Source organism: Vogesella urethralis, from assembly GCF_007644045.2.
GTDB classification, from domain to species: Bacteria; Pseudomonadota; Gammaproteobacteria; order Burkholderiales; family Chromobacteriaceae; genus Vogesella; species Vogesella urethralis.
Map to the genome: position 1 here is coordinate 1 of NZ_VMDW02000068.1, position 16,996 is coordinate 16,996.

At 62.0% G+C, this 16,996-nt stretch carries 13 protein-coding genes; 4 read left to right on the top strand and 9 right to left on the bottom strand.

The window, feature by feature from the left end; translation table 11 throughout:
- Positions 1 to 469: 469 nt before the first annotated feature.
- Both FLQ03_RS06055 and metE read right to left on the bottom strand, forming a co-directional pair.
- The gene (locus tag FLQ03_RS06055; RefSeq protein ID WP_144372479.1) at positions 470 to 1,480 is read right to left on the bottom strand and encodes an AI-2E family transporter; all 1,011 of its coding nucleotides are present in this window, start codon (positions 1,478 to 1,480) and stop codon (positions 470 to 472) included.
- 87 nt (positions 1,481 to 1,567) lie between these two features.
- The gene (gene metE, locus FLQ03_RS06060) at positions 1,568 to 3,847 is read right to left on the bottom strand and encodes a 5-methyltetrahydropteroyltriglutamate--homocysteine S-methyltransferase (RefSeq protein WP_144372480.1); all 2,280 of its coding nucleotides are present in this window, start codon (positions 3,845 to 3,847) and stop codon (positions 1,568 to 1,570) included.
- Positions 3,848 to 3,948: 101 nt separating this feature from the next.
- On the opposite strand from metE, the gene FLQ03_RS06065 reads away from it, so the two are divergent.
- Positions 3,949 to 4,872 (top strand): LysR family transcriptional regulator, encoded by a 924-nt coding sequence (locus FLQ03_RS06065; RefSeq protein WP_206210881.1) that lies wholly within the window; start codon positions 3,949 to 3,951, stop codon positions 4,870 to 4,872.
- Between the two features lie 97 nt (positions 4,873 to 4,969).
- Here FLQ03_RS06065 and FLQ03_RS06070 read toward each other — a convergent pair whose 3' ends face one another.
- From FLQ03_RS06070 to glnA, 5 genes are all read right to left on the bottom strand, one after another.
- Complete coding sequence (locus FLQ03_RS06070; RefSeq protein ID WP_240802210.1) at positions 4,970 to 5,488, bottom strand: GNAT family N-acetyltransferase; 519 nt, start codon at positions 5,486 to 5,488, stop codon at positions 4,970 to 4,972.
- On the bottom strand, positions 5,485 to 6,957 hold the full coding sequence (gene ntrC / locus FLQ03_RS06075) for a nitrogen regulation protein NR(I) (protein ID WP_144372482.1): 1,473 nt from the start codon (positions 6,955 to 6,957) through the stop codon (positions 5,485 to 5,487). The genes FLQ03_RS06070 and ntrC overlap by 4 nt, the downstream gene beginning before the upstream one ends.
- A 17-nt stretch (positions 6,958 to 6,974) precedes the next feature.
- Positions 6,975 to 7,979, bottom strand: a complete 1,005-nt coding sequence (glnL, locus tag FLQ03_RS06080; RefSeq protein WP_240802211.1) for a nitrogen regulation protein NR(II) — start codon at positions 7,977 to 7,979, stop codon at positions 6,975 to 6,977.
- A gap of 212 nt (positions 7,980 to 8,191) precedes the next feature.
- The gene (locus FLQ03_RS06085; protein WP_170252320.1) at positions 8,192 to 8,665 is read right to left on the bottom strand and encodes a DUF4124 domain-containing protein; all 474 of its coding nucleotides are present in this window, start codon (positions 8,663 to 8,665) and stop codon (positions 8,192 to 8,194) included.
- A 148-nt stretch (positions 8,666 to 8,813) separates the two neighbouring features.
- The gene (gene glnA / locus FLQ03_RS06090; protein WP_144372485.1) at positions 8,814 to 10,232 is read right to left on the bottom strand and encodes a type I glutamate--ammonia ligase; all 1,419 of its coding nucleotides are present in this window, start codon (positions 10,230 to 10,232) and stop codon (positions 8,814 to 8,816) included.
- 330 nt (positions 10,233 to 10,562) lie between these two features.
- On the opposite strand from glnA, the gene FLQ03_RS06095 reads away from it, so the two are divergent.
- The 3 genes from FLQ03_RS06095 (at position 10,563) to mtgA (ending at position 12,626) form a co-directional block, all read left to right on the top strand.
- Positions 10,563 to 11,012 (top strand): rhodanese-like domain-containing protein, encoded by a 450-nt coding sequence (locus FLQ03_RS06095; protein WP_144372486.1) that lies wholly within the window; start codon positions 10,563 to 10,565, stop codon positions 11,010 to 11,012.
- Positions 11,013 to 11,117: 105 nt separating this feature from the next.
- On the top strand, positions 11,118 to 11,939 hold the full coding sequence (gene aroE, locus FLQ03_RS06100) for a shikimate dehydrogenase (RefSeq protein WP_144372487.1): 822 nt from the start codon (positions 11,118 to 11,120) through the stop codon (positions 11,937 to 11,939).
- A 3-nt stretch (positions 11,940 to 11,942) separates the two neighbouring features.
- On the top strand, positions 11,943 to 12,626 hold the full coding sequence (gene mtgA / locus FLQ03_RS06105; RefSeq protein ID WP_144372586.1) for a monofunctional biosynthetic peptidoglycan transglycosylase: 684 nt from the start codon (positions 11,943 to 11,945) through the stop codon (positions 12,624 to 12,626).
- On the opposite strand, the gene FLQ03_RS06110 is transcribed toward mtgA, so the two are convergent.
- Both FLQ03_RS06110 and FLQ03_RS06115 read right to left on the bottom strand, forming a co-directional pair.
- The gene (locus FLQ03_RS06110; RefSeq protein ID WP_144372488.1) at positions 12,623 to 14,131 is read right to left on the bottom strand and encodes a chemotaxis protein CheW; all 1,509 of its coding nucleotides are present in this window, start codon (positions 14,129 to 14,131) and stop codon (positions 12,623 to 12,625) included. The two genes, mtgA and FLQ03_RS06110, sit on opposite strands and share 4 nt — an antisense overlap.
- A complete protein-coding gene (locus FLQ03_RS06115; protein ID WP_144372489.1) occupies positions 14,128 to 16,989 on the bottom strand; it encodes a methyl-accepting chemotaxis protein in 2,862 nt (953 codons plus the stop codon). The genes FLQ03_RS06110 and FLQ03_RS06115 overlap by 4 nt, the downstream gene beginning before the upstream one ends.
- Between the last annotated feature and the right edge of the window lie 7 nt (positions 16,990 to 16,996).

Consider the following 16,996-nt stretch of genomic DNA (forward strand, 5'->3'; position numbering starts at 1 on the left):
CGTGTGAAAGTAGGACACCGCCAGACTCCCTTAAGACAAAGCCCAGCTCAAACGAGCTGGGCTTTGTGCATTGGCACGGCGAAAACCGCGACCGTGCCCCACCGACGCGTGCGACGTCCCCGACGTCCCCCCGATGTTCCCTTTGCGGCCAACCTGCACCCCATCTGGGCAACGCCGGAGCCGACGTCCCCCAAAAAAGCTCAGTAGCACCCTCGCCACGTTGATCCTGCGGCCAACGTTGGCCGCCATACCCAGCCGATCCGTCTAAACAGACACCTACCGACCAGCCTCGGCCACCTCGCCCCCACCCCATGCCGGCCTGCGGCCGGCCCCCGGATGCGCCTGCGGCTTATGCCGGGCTACGGCTATCGATCTGGCAGCTGGCGGTTGGCAATGCTGTCATGAAAAAGCCCACTTGCGCGGGCTTGGGATGTAAAGCGATGGCATTGCTGAATCAAATCGTTATGCGTCAGATCAGACCACGCTGTTTCAACTCGCCTTTCAGCACTGCGTAGTAGACCGGTGCCGCGACGACGCCGCCAATCCCGAACAGGCTTTCCATGACCAGCATGGCGAGCAGCAGCTCCCAGGCCCTGGCCTGGATTTGCTGCCCGACGATGCGGGCGTTGAGGAAGTATTCGCCCTTGTGGATGAGTACCAGGAATGCCAGAGATGCCAGGGCTGTCATGCTGGAGTGGGTGGTACTGACGGTGATGATGATGGCGTTGGATAGCAGGTTGCCCAGTACCGGAATCAGGCCCAGCAGGAAGGTGAGTAACAGCATGGTCTTGCTGAATGGCAGGTGGACGCCGGCCAGTGGCAAAGCCAGTAGCAGGTAGAGGGCGGTAAAGGTGGTGTTGAGCAGAGAGATCTGAACCTGGGCGACCACCACTTTGCGGAAGGCTTGCTGAAAGTGTCGGCTGCGCTGGTATAACGCTGCGGCTAGCGGTGGCTGCGGTGTGTCGGTGGCCGTCTCCTGGAATGCCAGTAGCGAGCCGATGATCATCCCCACCAGCACGTGGGCCAGAAAGGTACCGGCTTCCTTGCCCAGATTCTGCATATCGGCAGCATGCGCATGAAGCCAGTCTACTAGCCATTGGCGGAGTGCTTCACTACCGGACGGTAGCGCCTGGCTGATACTGGCGGGTAGCTGGCTACCAGCTTGCTCGATGATGTGCGCAAGTTGTTCAAACAGCGCCGACAGGCCATGTTCCGATTTCAGTAAGGACAAGCCAAGTACGGTAACCCCGCTGAGGCTGGCGATGACGAGTGTGCTGATCAGGCTGACGGCAATCCACTTGCCCTGCTGCGTCGTAACGAAACGGGATAGGCCCTTGGCCAGGCTGTGGATCAGCAGGAAGGCGATCATGCCGGCAAACAGCGCCGACAGCAGATGCAGCCACAGTGCGGCCAACATCAGAATGCAGGCCAGGAGCAACGAGGCCAGATCGCAGCGTTGTTGCAGGAGGGAAGGAGACATGGCGGGCTACCGGCAATGAGCTGTCATGCAGTGTAGCCGATGCGGCGTTGCCGCCATGTCGCAGCGTGTAGCGGCAGCGGGGCTGCCTTATACCGTGGTGGCCAGCTTGCGGCGCAGGCGTTGGGTAACGTTCACCATGCGTTGCAAGGCGGCTTCGGCTTCCGGCCAGCCGCGGGTTTTCAGGCCGCAGTCCGGGTTCACCCACAGTCGTTGTGCCGGAATCACCTCCAGTGCCTTGTGCAGCAGTTTTTCCAGCTCGTGCTCCGCCGGAATGCGCGGGCTGTGGATGTCGTATACGCCGGGGCCGATTTCGTTGGGGTAGGCAAAGCTGGCAAAGTCACGCAGCAGAGCCATGTCCGAGCGCGAGGTTTCGATGGTAATCACGTCGGCGTCCAGCGCCGCGATGGCCGGCAGAATGTCGCCGAACTCCGAGTAGCACATATGGGTGTGGATCTGGGTGTTGTCATCGACGCGGGCGCAGGCGAGGCGGAACGCTTCGCCAGCCCAGGCCAGGTAGGCGTCCCAGTCTGCCCGTTTCAGTGGCAGCCCTTCACGCACGGCTGGCTCGTCGATCTGGATCACCTTGATGCCGGCGTTTTCCAGGTCCAGTACTTCGTCGTTGATGGCGAGCGCAATCTGGCGGCAGACCTCGCTGCGTGGCAGGTCATCACGTACAAAGCTCCACTGCAGGATGGTGACCGGGCCGGTAAGCATGCCTTTTACCGGGCGCGGGGTCAGGCTTTGGGCGTATACCGACCAGGCGACGGTCATCGCTTGCGGGCGGGCGACGTCACCGAAAATCAGCGGCGGTTTCACGCAGCGGCTGCCGTAGCTTTGTACCCAGCCGTATTCGGTAAAGGCAAAGCCTGCCAGCTGTTCGCCAAAGTATTCCACCATGTCGTTGCGTTCTGCTTCACCGTGCACCAGTACATCGAGCCCCAGTGCTTCCTGCTTGCGGATTACCAGTTCGATTTCGGCTTTCATCGCTTGCTTGTAGCCGGCAGCGTCCAGTTCGCCGCGTTTGAACGCGGCACGGGCGCTGCGGATCTCGGCGGTTTGCGGGAACGAACCGATTGTCGTGGTGGGCAGTAGCGGCAGTTTCAGCCACGCGGCCTGGGCCGCCGCCCGTACCGGGTAGGGACTGTGGCGACGGTCGCTGTCTGGCGGCAGCGTGGCCAGGCGCGCGCTGACATCGGCACGGTGGATGCGCGGATGCTGGCGCCGTTGCTGTCGGGTAAAGTCGCTGGCGGCCAGTTCGTTGCTGATGCTGTCGCGCCCTTGTACCAGGCCACGTTTAAGCAATTTGAGTTCGTTGAGCTTCTGTACCGAGAAGGCCAGCCAGCTCTTCAGATCGACATCCAGTTGCACTTCCTGCGCCAGATCGACCGGGGTGTGCAGCAGGTTGCAACTGGGTGCCAGCCACAGCTGCTCGCCCAGTAGCTGCCGTAGCTGGTCGGCGCGGGCCAGCGTGGCGGACAGGTCATTGCGCCAGATATTGCGTCCGTCGATCAGGCCGGCGGACAGCACACGGCCTTGCGGCCAACCTTGCAGTAAGGTGGCCAGCTGTTCCGGCACGCGCACCAGGTCCAGATGCACGCCGGCTAGCGGCAGGCTGTGCAGCAGGTCGGCATGCTCGGCCACGCTGCCGAAGTAGGTGGCCAGCAGCAGCTTGAGCGGCGTCGCCGCCAGCGTTTGATAGGTGATGCGGAAGGCTGCGAGCCATTCGGCCGGCAGGTCCAGCGCCAGGATGGGCTCATCCAGCTGTACCCAGTCCACTTTGGCGTCGTTCAGCGCAGTCAGCAACGCCTGGTAGCTGCGCAGCAGGGCCGGCAGCAGGCTGAGGCGATCGAAGTCGGCGCCTTTGCACTTGCCCAGCCACAGCAGGGTAAGCGGGCCGACCAGTACCGGCTTGGCTTTCAGCCCCAGCGCTTGCGCCTCGGCTACTTGTGCCAGCAACGGGGCGGGGTTGGCCGCAAAGGCGGTGTTGGCGTGCCATTCGGGTACCAGGTAGTGGTAGTTGGTATCGAACCATTTGGTCATTTCCAGCGCTGGCTGGCTGGCATTGCCGCGTGCCAGTTCAAAATACTGCGCCTGGCTGAGGTTGGCGGCGTCGAAACCGAAGCGCGGCGGGATGGCGCCAACCAGAATCTGCGCATCCAGTACGTGGTCGTACAGCGAGAAATCGCCGACCGGGCTCAGGTCGACGCCGGCGCCTTTTTGCAGCAGCCAGTGGCGCTGGCGCAGATCACGGGCGCCATGCTGCAGCGCCAGCTCGTTGATGTCACCACGCCAGTATTGCTCCAGTAGGAATTTGAGTTCGCGCTTGGCACCGATGCGGGGGAAACCCAGAAGATGAACTTGGCTCATGTGGAATGCCTTTCATGATGAATGTTGTGCATTCAGCATGCGGTATCTACAATCATGAGGCAATTTCATTATTTTAACGATGATCATTAAGGTGATTCATGATGCAAAGCCAGCTCGAACTCCGCCATCTGCGAACCCTGCTGGCGCTGGCCGAGTGCGGCAGCGTGTCGCAGGCGGCCAAGCGTGTGTTTCTGACCCAGTCGGCGCTGTCGCACCAGCTGAAGTCGCTGGAAGAGGCCTACGGCCTGGCTTTGTTTGAGCGCAAAAGTCAGCCTTTGCGCTTTACGCCAGCCGGCGAGCGCTTGCTGGCACTGGCGCGGCAGGTGGCGGCCAACGTGGCCCAGGCCGAGCGCGACCTGGCGAGGCTGCGCGAGGGCGAGGCGGGAGAGCTGCGCATCGCGGTGGAGTGCCATACCTGTTTTGACTGGCTGATGCCGGCGATGGACGCCTTTCGCCAGCACTGGCCGGCGGTGGAGCTGGATATCGTGTCCGGCTTCCATGCCGACCCGGTGGGCTTGTTGCTGACGCGGCGTGCCGACCTGGCGATTACCTCCGAAGCGGAGCCGCAGGAGGGCGTGGTATACCAGCCGCTGTTTGCCTACGAGATGGTGGTGATCATGGCGCGCGACCATGCTGCTGCCGGCAAGGCGGTGTGGCAGGCCGAGGATTTTGCCGACGAAACGCTGATCCATTACCCGGTGCCGGACAGCATGCTGGACCTGGTGCGCAAGGTGTTGCGCCCGGCAGGTGTGCAGCCGGCGCGGCGCACGTCGGAGCTGACGGTAGCCATCATCCAGCTGGTGGCCAGCCGTCGCGGCGTGGCGGCGATGCCTTTTTGGGCGGTGAAGCCGTATCTGGACCGTGGCTATATTGCCAGTGCCCGCATCGGCGATGCTGGCTTGCAAAGCGAGCTGTACGCGGCGCTACGCCAGGACGATGCAACGCTGGCGTATATGACCGATTTTCTGCACACCGTGCGTGAACAGAGCTTTGCCACCTTGCCGGGTTTGAGCGTGCTGGCTTGATGGTTTGGCCTGATGTCTTGGTTTGAGTCTTGGCTGGAAAATGAAAACGGCACGCCTGCAAGGTGCCGCGTGCCGTTGGCTGTGCGCGAGGATGTGCTTACCGCGGCGCCAGCAGCTTGTAGAAATAGCGGGTGGTGTGCAGCCGGCCATCCGGGCTGGCGGCAAAGTCGGGAATGTCGCCGGCGTGTACCCAGCCCAGCTTCGGGTACAGCTTGGCCGCAACCGATTCGCTATCGGTATCCAGCACCAGCGTGCTGCAGCCGGCTGCCCACGCCGTCGTTTCGGCTTCCTGCATCAGCAGGCGGGCGATGCCCTGGCCCCGTGCGCGGCTATGTACCATCAGCTTCTGGATTTCGCCACGGTGCCGGCCGTTGGCCTTGCCGCAGCGCGATAGCTGCACGGTGCCCAGCATCTGGCCGTCGCGTTCGGCCAGCCAGCAGTGCAGTAGCGGGCCCAGTTCCCCAGCCACGCCTTGCCAGTAGGCCATGGCGTCCTGATGCGATAGTGGTGCCAGAAAGCCCACCGATGCGCCGCCGTGCACCACGTCTTGCAGCAGTAGCGTCAGCGCGTCCAGTTGGCCGTTATCGAGTCGGGTGCAATGCGTCAGGGTAATCAATCGTGTTCCAATCCCAGTTCCTGAATCTTGCGGGTAAGGGTGTTGCGGCCCCAGCCCAGTAGCTGCGCCGCTTCCACTTTGCGACCACCGGTGTGGGCCAGACCGCTCTTGATGCAGGTGCTTTCAAAGCGGGCGGTGAGGTCGTCGATGATGCCGGTTTCACCCGCGGCCAGCCGTTGACTGACTTCGCGCGCCAGCAGCTGCAGCCAGTCGCCTTCCACCAGGGTGGGGTGGGCCGCCACGGCGCCGAGGCTGGGGGCCGCCGTGTTTGCTTCGCTGGTGGCGTAGGCTGCGTCGTGTGGCGCCGCTTCGGCTGCTTGGCGGAATTCCGGCGGCAGGTCAGCGCTTTCCACCGTTTGCCCCGGCGCCATCACCGTAATCCACTGACACAGGTTTTCCAGCTGCCGCACGTTGCCGGGGAAGGCGTAATGCCGCACCAGCAGCATGGCAGGCTCGGACAAGCGCTTAGGCTCGACGCCCAGGTTGGCCGCACTGCGCGCCAGGAAGTGGCGTACCAGCAGCGGGATGTCTTCGCTGCGCTCGCGCAGCGGCGGCAGCCGCAGGCGGATGACGTTGAGGCGGTGGAACAAGTCTTCGCGGAACTGGCCCTGTTTGACGCGCTCTTCCAGATGCTGGTGCGTCGCGGCGATCACGCGCACATTGGCCTTGATCGGGGTATGGCCGCCGACGCGGTAGAAGTGGCCGTCGGACAGCACACGCAGCAGACGGGTCTGCAGCTCGGTGGGCATGTCGCCGATTTCGTCCAGGAACAGCGTGCCGCCTTCGGCTTCTTCAAAGCGGCCGCGACGGCTGCCGACGGCGCCGGTGAAGGCACCTTTTTCGTGGCCGAACAGCTCGGACTCCAGCAGGTCTTTCGGAATGGCGGCGGTGTTCAGTGCGATGAACGGTTTGCTGGCGCGCACCGAATGACGGTGCAGTGCCTCGGCTACCCGCTCCTTGCCGGTACCGGATTCACCGGTAATCAGCACGGTAACGCTGGATTGCGACAGACGGCCGATGGCACGGAACACGTCCTGCATGGCCGGGGCCTGGCCCAGCAGTGCCGGCATGGCCTCCGGGCTGTCGGCGCCGCCGCTGCTGCTGCGGCTTTCGGCCAGCGCGCGCTCGATCAAGGCTACCGCTTGGTCCACGTCGAACGGCTTGGGCAGGTATTCGAAAGCCCCGCCCTGGAACGCCGATACGGCGGAGTCCAGGTCGGAGTGGGCGGTCATGATGATGACCGGCAGTGCCGGATGTTCGGCTTTGACCTTGCCCAGAAACTTCAGCCCGTCGGTACCGGGCATGCGGATGTCGCTGATGATGACACTGGGGATGGTGTCGTACAGGGCGTTGAGCGCGTCGTCGGCGCTGGCAAAACTCTGGTAGGCGATGTTGCTGCGCGACAGCGACTTTTCCAGCACCCAGCGGATTGCCTTGTCGTCGTCGATGATCCAGACCGTTTGCGTCATATTGCCTCGCCTTGTGGTTATTGATCGGGGCCGAACGGCATCAGTACCGTGAAGCAGGTATGGCCGGGCCGCGATTCGAATTCGATGGTGCCACCGTGCTGATGCACGAAAGTTTGCGCCAGGGTCAGCCCCAGGCCGGTCCCCTCGGCGCGTCCGGTTACCAGCGGGTAGAACACATGGTTGCGGATTTCCTCCGGGATGCCGGGGCCGTTGTCGATGATCTGCAATTTTAGTGCCAGGTTATGACGCTTCCGTGCCAGGGTGACCTGGCGCGCGACGCGGGTACGGAAAACCAGCTCGCCGTGGCCTTGCATGGCCTGTACCGCGTTCTTGCCGATGTTCAGCACCACCTGGATCAGCTGCTCTTTGTCGGCGGCCAACATCGGCAGGCTGATGTCGTAATCCCGTTTCACCAGCAGCCCTTGCGGGTACTCGGCCAGCAGGATGCTGCGCACCCGCTCCAGCACTTCGTGGATATTGACGTCGCTGGCGATATGGCGCCGGTGCGGGGCCAGCAGGCGGTCTACCAGCGACTGCAAGCGCAGCGCCTCTTCGCGGATGACGCCGGTGTACTCCAGCAGCTCGGGGCGGTCGGCAATTTCGTGCTCCAGCAACTGTGCCGCGCCCCGGATGCCACCCAGCGGGTTCTTGATTTCATGCGCCAGGTTGCGGATCAGCTCGCGATTGGCTTGCTGCTGCAGCAATAGCCGTTCTTCATTGACGATGCGCAGTTGCTGTTCGATCGGGCGCATTTCCACCAGCGCCAGGCGTACCGGGCCGTCGATGGGGGTAACGGTCAGGCCGATATGCAGCGCCTGGTCGCCTTCCGGCGTGAGCTCCAGATCGTGTTCGATAAAGCTGCCGGCGTGATCCAGCGCCATCTGCACAGCGTTACGCAGCGCTTTGGCGTCGTGGAAGTGCTCGTACAGCGACAGCTTGCGCAGGCCTTTATGGCTGATGCCCAGCAGGTTTTCGCTGGCGGGGTTGGCGTAGTGCAGTTGGCCGCTGCGTTCTACGATCATGACGGGAGTGTCGAGCAGCTCAAGGCCGGAATACGGGTGTAGGGGCATGGTTGGGCGTCCGTTGTGCCTGTCTTGCCACCGTGCGGAATCGGACGGTGCTTACCACTGCCCTTAGCAATTGCCGCGCCCGGCGTAGCGACCCGAGACGGTGACTGGATTCACCCGGCATGCCCGGAAAAGGGCAACAGGTGAGGATAAGGGTAGTGGTTGCACTATTTTAGTGCACTTTGCCCGCCCAGTTCCTGATTCAGTGCGCTGATATTGCGCTCGCGGTCGGTCACCGCATCTTGCAGGCGTTGCAGCAGTGCCGGCGCGCTACCCGGCTTGCGTTTGGCGTCTGCCAGTGCTGCGCGTGCCTCTGCCAGGGCTTTCTGTTCGTTGTCCAGTTCGGTCTGCAGGATGCGGCGGCGACCTTCGTCGCGGTTGCGTTGGGTGCCGGCATCGACCGACGGAACGCTGACGTTGGCCGCCGGTGCGCGTGCCCGGGTGCTGCCTGGGCGGGGCGTGACGCTACCCCGGCTACCGGTATCGGGGTTGGCCGGCGTAACGATGATGGCCTGGGCGCCCGGTTGCGGCATATTGGTGAAGGTGACGTGACCGTCCTTGTCTACGTAGCGGTAGATGGTGCTGGCGGTAGCCGGCAGCAGGCTGCTGGCCAGAAACAGGGGAAGCAGTAGACGGCGCATGTTGGGTAAGCTGTGAATCATCGCAGACGCATGATAGAGCAAAGCCGGGTAAACGTCAGTGACTGCCGTCATGCATGCAGGGCAAATGGCATGAAAAAACCCGCACCACGGTGGGTGCGGGTTTGCAGCGTTACGCGGGTCGAATCGCTTACAGGCTGTAGTACATCGCAAATTCTACCGGGTGGGTAGTCATGCGGGTCAGGTTCACTTCCTTCATCTTCAGTTCGATGTAGGCGTCGATCCATTCATTGGAGAACACGCCGCCACGGGTCAGGAACTCGCGGTCTGCGTCCAGGGCTGCCAGGGCTTCGTCCAGCGAGGCGCACACGGTCGGGATCAGTTTGTCTTCTTCCGGCGGCAGGTCGTACAGGTTCTTGTCTGCAGCGTCGCCCGGGTGGATCTTGTTCTGGATGCCATCCAGACCGGCCATCAGCAGTGCGGAGAAGGCCAGGTACGGGTTAGCCAGCGGGTCCGGGAAGCGCGCCTCGATACGACGGCCTTTCGGGTTGGCCACGTGCGGGATGCGGATGGAAGCGGAGCGGTTTTTGGCGGAGTAGGCCAGTTTTACCGGTGCTTCGTAGTGCGGAACCAGACGCTTGTACGAGTTGGTACCCGGGTTGGTAATGGCATTCAGTGCCTTGGCGTGCTTGATGATACCGCCGATGTAGTACAGGGCGGTGTCGGACAGGCCGGCGTAGCCGTCACCGGCAAACAGGTTCTTGCCGTCTTTCCAGATGGACTGGTGCACGTGCATGCCGGAGCCGTTGTCGCCAACGATCGGTTTCGGCATGAAGGTAGCGGTTTTGCCGTAGCTGTGGGCAACGTTGTGCACCACGTACTTCAGGATCTGGGTCCAGTCGGCACGCTGGGTCAGGGTGCTGAACTTGGTGCCGATTTCGTTCTGGCCGGCAGTCGCCACTTCGTGGTGGTGTACTTCTACCGGTACGCCCAGCTCTTCCAGCAGCAGCACCATGGCCGAGCGGATGTCTTGCGAGGAGTCAACCGGCGGTACCGGGAAGTAGCCGCCTTTGACGCCCGGACGGTGGCCGGTGTTGCCGCCTTCGAATTCTTCAGCGGAAGCCCAGGCAGCTTCTTCTGCCTTGATCTTCACGAAGCAGCCGGACATGTCGGTGCCCCAGGTGATGCTGTCGAAAATGAAGAATTCCGGTTCCGGGCCGAAGAAGGCGGTGTCACCAATACCGGAGGCCTTCAGGTAGGCTTCGGCGCGCTTGGCTACCGAACGCGGGCAGCGGTCATAACCCTTGCCGTCGGCCGGGTCGATCACGTCGCAGCTCATGAATACGGTCGGCTCGTCGAAGAACGGGTCGATCTTGGCGGTGGCCGGGTCGGCCATCAGCAGCATGTCGGAGGCTTGAATGCCTTTCCAGCCGGCAATGGAGGAGCCGTCGAAGGCGTGGCCGCGTTCGAACCACTCGTCGGCATCTTCCAGCAGGACGTGAGCCGGGATGGTCACGTGTTGTTCTTTACCCATCGTGTCGGTAAAGCGCAAATCGACAAATTTAACGTCGTTTTCGGTGATGAGCTTGACTACGTCTGCAACCGCCATGGATATCTCCTAGAGAAAGCTAAGTGCATCAAACGGGATGACACAAAACAGGTGTGTCGGGCTTAAAGCATGAACCGTGCCAGCGATTTGGTGCGGTTTGGGTACTGCTTGGTGCGTGCATCGGCGTGGGCGGGTTGTTGCTTGGCCCATCTTTGGTGCATGCGCCAGTTTGGTGCACACTCTTGGTGCGCAGGCAGGCTTGCCTGTGGCGACACCAGACTGCATGATGTCGAGCATTATTATGCAAAGTGTGACGTGATGTCGTGATGACAATCAACCGCACGCACAAGTTGCCCCGCCTTTCTTTTTTCTGTCTTTCAGGAGTTCAGCATGACCGTGGAGAACATTCTGGCCGCTGCGGCGGCCCGTGGCGCGCAACTGGGGCTGGCCTACAGTGGTGCCGTGAGCCCGGCCGAGGCCTGGGCCTTGCGCCAGCAGCTGCCCGGTAGCGTGATTGTGGATGTGCGCAGCGCGGCCGAATGGCAGTTTGTCGGTGTGGTGCCCGATGCCGTCCGTATCGAATTGCGTACCTATCCGGGCATGGTGCCCAACCCCGGCTTTGTGACCCAGCTGCAACAGCAGGTGGACAAGTCGGCGACCGTGCTGTTCATCTGCCGCAGTGGCGCCCGTTCCGACGAGGCCGCCAGGTTGGCCGCCGAGGCCGGCTACAGCCAGGTTTACAACGTGCTGGAAGGCTTTGAAGGCGATCGTGACGCGGCCCAGCACCGTGGCAGCGTCAATGGCTGGAAAGCCGCCGGGCTGCCGTGGATGCAGGGCTAAGGCGCAGGCGGTTGCAGTTTCGTGTCCGACAAGGCAAAGTGTGCCTTCGTCGGCCAAGCGGCTGCCACCGGCTTGCTGACTTACCCTTATCAGAGATAGTGAATCATGACTGATCGTTACGCTGTTATTGGCAACCCGATTTCCCATAGCCAGTCGCCGTTCATCCATACCGAGTTTGCCACCGCTACCGGCCAGCACTTGCAGTACGAAAAGCTGTTTGCCGACATCGGCAAGTTTGACGAGGTGGTCTCCGCTTTTGTTGCGGCGGGTGGCCGCGGCCTGAACGTGACCCTGCCGTTCAAGGGCGATGCTTTCCGCTTTGCCGATGAAGTGACCGAATGTGCTCGCCTGTCAGAGGCGGTGAACACGCTGACCTTCCGTGACGGCAAGGTTTACGGCGACAACACCGACGGCGTCGGCCTGGTGCGCGATATCGTGGAAAACATGGACGTGCCGATGGCCGGCAAGCGCGTGCTGCTGCTGGGTGCTGGTGGCGCCGTGCGCGGTGTCCTGCCCAGCTTGCTGGCGGAGCAGCCGTCCAGCCTGACCATCGCCAACCGTACCGTGGCCAAAGCCGAGGCGCTGGCCGCTCAGTTTGCCAGCCTGGGCCAGATCGAAGCTGCCGGCTACGACGCGCTTGCCGGTCGCCAGTTCGACATCATCATCAACGGCACCTCCACCAGCCTGCAGGGCGAACTGCCGCCGCTGCCGGCCGGTGTATTTGCCCCGGGCGCGCTGGCTTACGACATGGTGTACAGCCGTGGCCTGACCCCGTTCCTGCGCCGCGCCCAGAGCGAGCAGGCCGGCATGCTGGCCGATGGCCTGGGCATGCTGGTAGAGCAGGCGGCGGAGTCCTTCCGCATCTGGCGTGGCGTACAGCCGGAAACGCGCAAAGTCACCAATATGCTGCGCGAGGTACTGGCCTAAGTGTTGCGCTGGTCCTTACGCATCGGGGCGGCCCTGTTGGCCGCCCTTTTTCTGTACAACCTGTGGATCTTCGGCCACATCGTGTACTGGCGCAGTTTCAACCCGTCGGCCAGCGCGTTCATGACCGAGCAACTGGCGCGCCTGCAGGAAGAAGACCCCGAGGCCGAGCTGCGCCACAAATGGGTGCCCTACGAGCGCATCTCGCCCAACCTCAAGCGCGCGCTGATCGCGTCCGAAGACGCCAAGTTCGTCGATCACGAGGGCTTTGACTGGGACGGTATCGAGGCTGCGTTCGAAAAGAACCTGAAGCAGGGCCGCATCGTGGCAGGTGGCTCCACCATCAGCCAGCAGCTGGCCAAAAACCTGTTTTTGTCTGGCAAGAAAACACCGTGGCGCAAGCTGGAAGAGGCGATGATCACGGTGATGCTGGAAGCGGTGATGGACAAGCGCCGCATCTTCGAGATCTACCTCAATGTGATCGAGTGGGGGAACGGCGTATTTGGCGCCGAGGCTGCGGCCCGGCATTACTACCGTACGTCGGCAGCGCGGCTGTCGGCCGGGCAGGCGGCCAAGTTGGCCGCGATGGTACCCAACCCGCGTTTTTATGATGAGCACCGCAACGCGCCGGGTTTGGCGCGCAAGACCCGCATCATCCTGCGGCGCATGCCGCTGGCCGATACGCCTTAATGATGCCCATCCCGCACCGGTAGCGTACTCAGCCGGTCGCGTGCCAGCGCCTGTAAGTCGAGCAAACTGAGCAGGCGCTCCTGGCGCCCCTGTCCAATGAGCAGATGGCGCCACGCTACGTCGCTGCGACTGTGGCGGATCTGTGGTGGTGGCGCCCCGGTTTCCGCGTGCTGCAGTTTTTCCAGCCAGGTTTCTTCTATGGTAATCAGGCCCGGCACGGCAAAGCCGGCAACGCCAAGTTCGGTTTCTACCACCAGCACACTGGCGGTGTCCTTGATGGTGGCCAACGGAATTCCCAGCGTGCTGCTCAGACAATACAAGGGGATGCTGCGTCCCCGGCACAGCAGCAAGCCGGCGTGCTCGCAATCCAGCCCGAAGATGGCTCGCTCCGGCTGCCAGGGAACAATGTCCACAATCTGGCTGACTGGCGTGCCGACTTCAAATCCCAGATCGTAGGTCAGTAGCTGGCAGCGCTCGCCTTGCTGCCGGCGTTTTTCCCGGTCGGGTTGGCTGCCTGTGGTGGGGTTGGCGGTGCTCGGCGTGTTCATGGCGGCCAGGCTTTGCAGATCGCTGCGTGCCAGCAAGGCGTCGGCGTTCACCAGCAGATAGTGGCCGCTGGGTGACGCCTGATACGCCTCGCTGTCCTGGGGGGTTTCATCGGCCGGAATGGCGCCAATGAAGTGATCGGGCCTGGCGAGCGATTGTGCCGGCAACGGGTGCAGGCTATGGCCGGTGCGCTGCACCACATCAATGATGTGTTCCACCATGAAGGCGACGAAGCCCGCCGGATAGCGCACGATGAATGCCTGAGTCAGGCTGGGGCGCGGCGTCAGCGGGATGCTGCAGGCAGCAACCAGGCTGACTGCCGGCACGTGCTGGCCTGCATAATCGATGGTACCCAGGCAGTACCCGCTACTGATGGCATGCTTGGTTACCCGCGGATTCAGGATGATGGTATGAATGGCCAGGCAAGGGATGGCAAGCGGCACACTGCCACAGTGCATCAGCATGACATGATCAAATCCGTCATCACCTTCGGCTTGCTCCTGATTATTAGCCAGCAGGGTGTCGCCCTGCAGTGCTGCCGGCATGCCGGGGTAGTGCAGTAAGCGGGCAGGGTCCAGCAAGGTGGCGCTGCCCATGCTTTGTCCGGTGTCTAAGCTGCCGGAAAGAATGCCGTGCTGGCCACTGTCCAGCATTTGTACGTCGCCGCTGGCGACGCCTTCCACGTCCTCGGCCAGTATCCCCAGCAGGCGGTTTTCGTGCCGCACGATAACAATGCAGCTGCTGCTATCGGTATGGGCTGGCGGGCCCGGGCTATCTCCCAGGCGGCGCAGGTCGATCACCGGTATGCGCTGGCCACGCAGCGCCAGGCTGCCCAGTACGAAGGGCGGGCTGCCGGGCAATATGGCCAGTTCGCCGGCAGGCACCACCTCGCGCAGTGCCTCGATGGGTAAGGCGAGGTGGTTGCCGTCCAGGCGGAACAGGCCGAAGCGCTGGCTCATTGCAGATCACTTTCGTTGTTGCGGGCGGCATTGGCCAACGAATCCAGCAGGGTCTGCACTTGCTGGGTGACGCCGTTCTGGGTTTCGGTACCGATAACGATTTTGTCCACGCTGCCTGCCGTTCGCGATACCGCCGCCAGGATGGTGTCAAAGTTGGCCGCGGCCTGGCGGCTGGTCTCTGCACCGCTGCTGACGTGACGGACCGACTCGTCAATCAGCTGGGTGATCTCCTTGGCGGCGTGGCCGCAACGTTCTGCCAGCTTGCGTACTTCGGCGGCCACCACCGAAAAACCCACCCCATGATGCCCGGCCCTAGCAGCTTCGATGGCGGCGTTGAACGCCAGCAGGTTGGTCTGGCTGGCAATATCGCTAATCACCCGCACCACTTCAGAGACTTTCTGTGCACTGTGCTGGCTCTGGCTAATCGCATCGATCGCCTGCCGCAGCGCGGCCTCTCCCTGGGCGGCAGCGCCGCTCGACGACTGCGCCAGGTCCGAAGCCAGGGCGGCATGCGTGGCGATCGTATCGATACTGCCGAGCAGTTGGTGCAGGTTGTCAGCCATTTGCTGCGACTTGCTCAGGATGCTTTGTTCCAGTTTGACTTCGTTGGTGACGTCGTAGGCGTATTTGATGATTTTGCAAACCTTGCCGTTGAGGTCGAGGATCGGGTTATAGGTGGCTTGTATCCAGACGTCGCGCCCGAATTTGCCTACGCGGTGGAAGCGTCCGCTAACGAATTGTCCTTCGCCCAGGCGTAGCCAGAAGTCGCGGTATTCTTTGCTGTGGGTATACTCGGCGGTACAGAAAATACTGTGGTGCTGGCCCTGTATTTCGCGTTGGGTGTAACCCATTGCCGCCAGGAAGTTACGGTTGGCACGCAGCACATTGCCGTTGAGGTCGAATTCGATCACGGCCTGCCCCAGTTCGATAGCGGCAACCTTGGCTTCGTACTCGGCGGTGCGCAGTTTGCTGGCGGTGACATCGGAGGCAAACTTCACCACTTTCACGGGTTGGCCGCGAGGGTCGAATACCGGGTTGTACGTGGCTTGTATCCACACCTCCTTGCCGCCGCAGCCAATACGTTTGTACTCCCCTGCAAAGTATTCCCCGCGCGCCAGCCGTTCCCAGAAGGTCAGGTATTCGGCGCTGCTGGCAAACACCGGGTCGACAAAAACGCGGTGGTGGACGCCCTGGATTTGCTCCAGCCGATAGCCCATCAGGTCCAGGAAATTCTGGTTGGCATCCAGCACCTTGCCATGCAGATCGAACTCGATAACAGCCTGTGCCCGGTCAATGGCAACAAGCTTGCCGTTGGCATCCAGTTGCGACAATTTGTTGGCGGTGATGTCACGGGCGATGACCACCACCTTGCTCAGCAGACCGTCCAGGCCCATTACCGGGCTGGCCATGCTGCCAAACCAGGCCTCCTTGCCATCGCGGGTGCGCAGCCGTGTTTCGCCGCTGACAGGTTGCCCCTCGCGTAGCTGCCGCCACTGCTGTTGCAGGGCCGGATGCTCGGCATCTTCTTCAAAGCGCAGCAAGCTGTCCGGTTTGCCTCGTAGTTCGTCCAGGCTGTAGCCCAGTGCTTGCAGCATCAGGGGGTTAAGGTCGAGGATGACACCGTGCCGGTCCAGCTCCATCAGACAGCTACTGTTGCTGACGGCTTGCATGCGGGCTGCGTTTTCCAGGCTCTGCCGCTTGCTGTCGGTGATGTCGGTGCAGAATTTCACCACTTTGACGGGCTGGCCATCGAGGTCAAGAATCGGGTTGTACGTCGCCTGGATCCAGATGCGATGCCCCTGCTTGCCCACCCGCAGGTATTCGCCGCGATCAAATTCGCCGCGGCCCAGTTTTTGCCAGAAGCTGCGGTAGGCGGCACTTTCTGCTTCGTCGCGTTCGACAAAAATGCGGTGATGGGCGCCGATGATTTCTGCCAGCGTGTAGCCGGTGAGTTGCAGGAAGTTGTCGTTAGCCCACAGGATGTTGCCCGCCATGTCGAACTCGATCACCCCTTGCGAGCGGGCAATGGCGGCGACCTTGCCGTCGTCCTCCTGCGATTTGCGTTTGACTGCCGTAATGTCGCTGGCAAATTTCACGATCTTGTTGAGACGACCATCCGGCGCATAGAGCGGGCTATAGATGGCTTGTAACCATACCGGTTGCCCTTTGCTGTTCAGCCGCAGGAACTCGCCGTGATGCTGCTCGCCCTGGTGCAGGCGTTGCCAGAATTCAGTGTATTCCGGACCGTTGCTTTCGCTATCGCGGCAGAAGATACGATGGTGCTTGCCGCGCAGGCTTTCCAGTGTGTAGCCCATCAGTTGCAGGAAATTGTCGTTGGCCCACAGGATGCTGCCATCCGGTGCAAACTCGATCACGGCTTGGGTGCGATTGAGTGCGGCCAACTTGCCAAAGTCTTCGTGCAGTCGCAGTTTTGTATCGCTGATGTCGGTAGCAAATTTCACCAGCTTGTAAGGACGGCCATCGCCATCCAGTAGCGGGTTGTAATGTGCCTGGATGTAAATGCTGCTGCCGTCGCGGCGGACACGGCGATATTCCCCTTCCACGGCTTCGCCTTGGCACAGCCGTTGCCAGAGCGCATCGTACTGCCCGGCTGCGACTTCTTCCGGTACCCAGATCTGGTGATGGTGTTTGCCGACCAGCTCTTGTTTCTGGTAGCCAAACAGTGCAAGGAAGCGGTCGTTGGCATCGACGAAGGTGCCATCCGGCAAGAACTCGGCCATCGCCAGATTGTGCTGCATGGCCTCCAGCAAGCCGATGATGTCTCTGGTAGCACTGTCTGCACCTTGCGGTGAGTGCTGCAAGGCGGTACGCAATTTCTGCAATGTCAGCTCGTCCATGATGGTC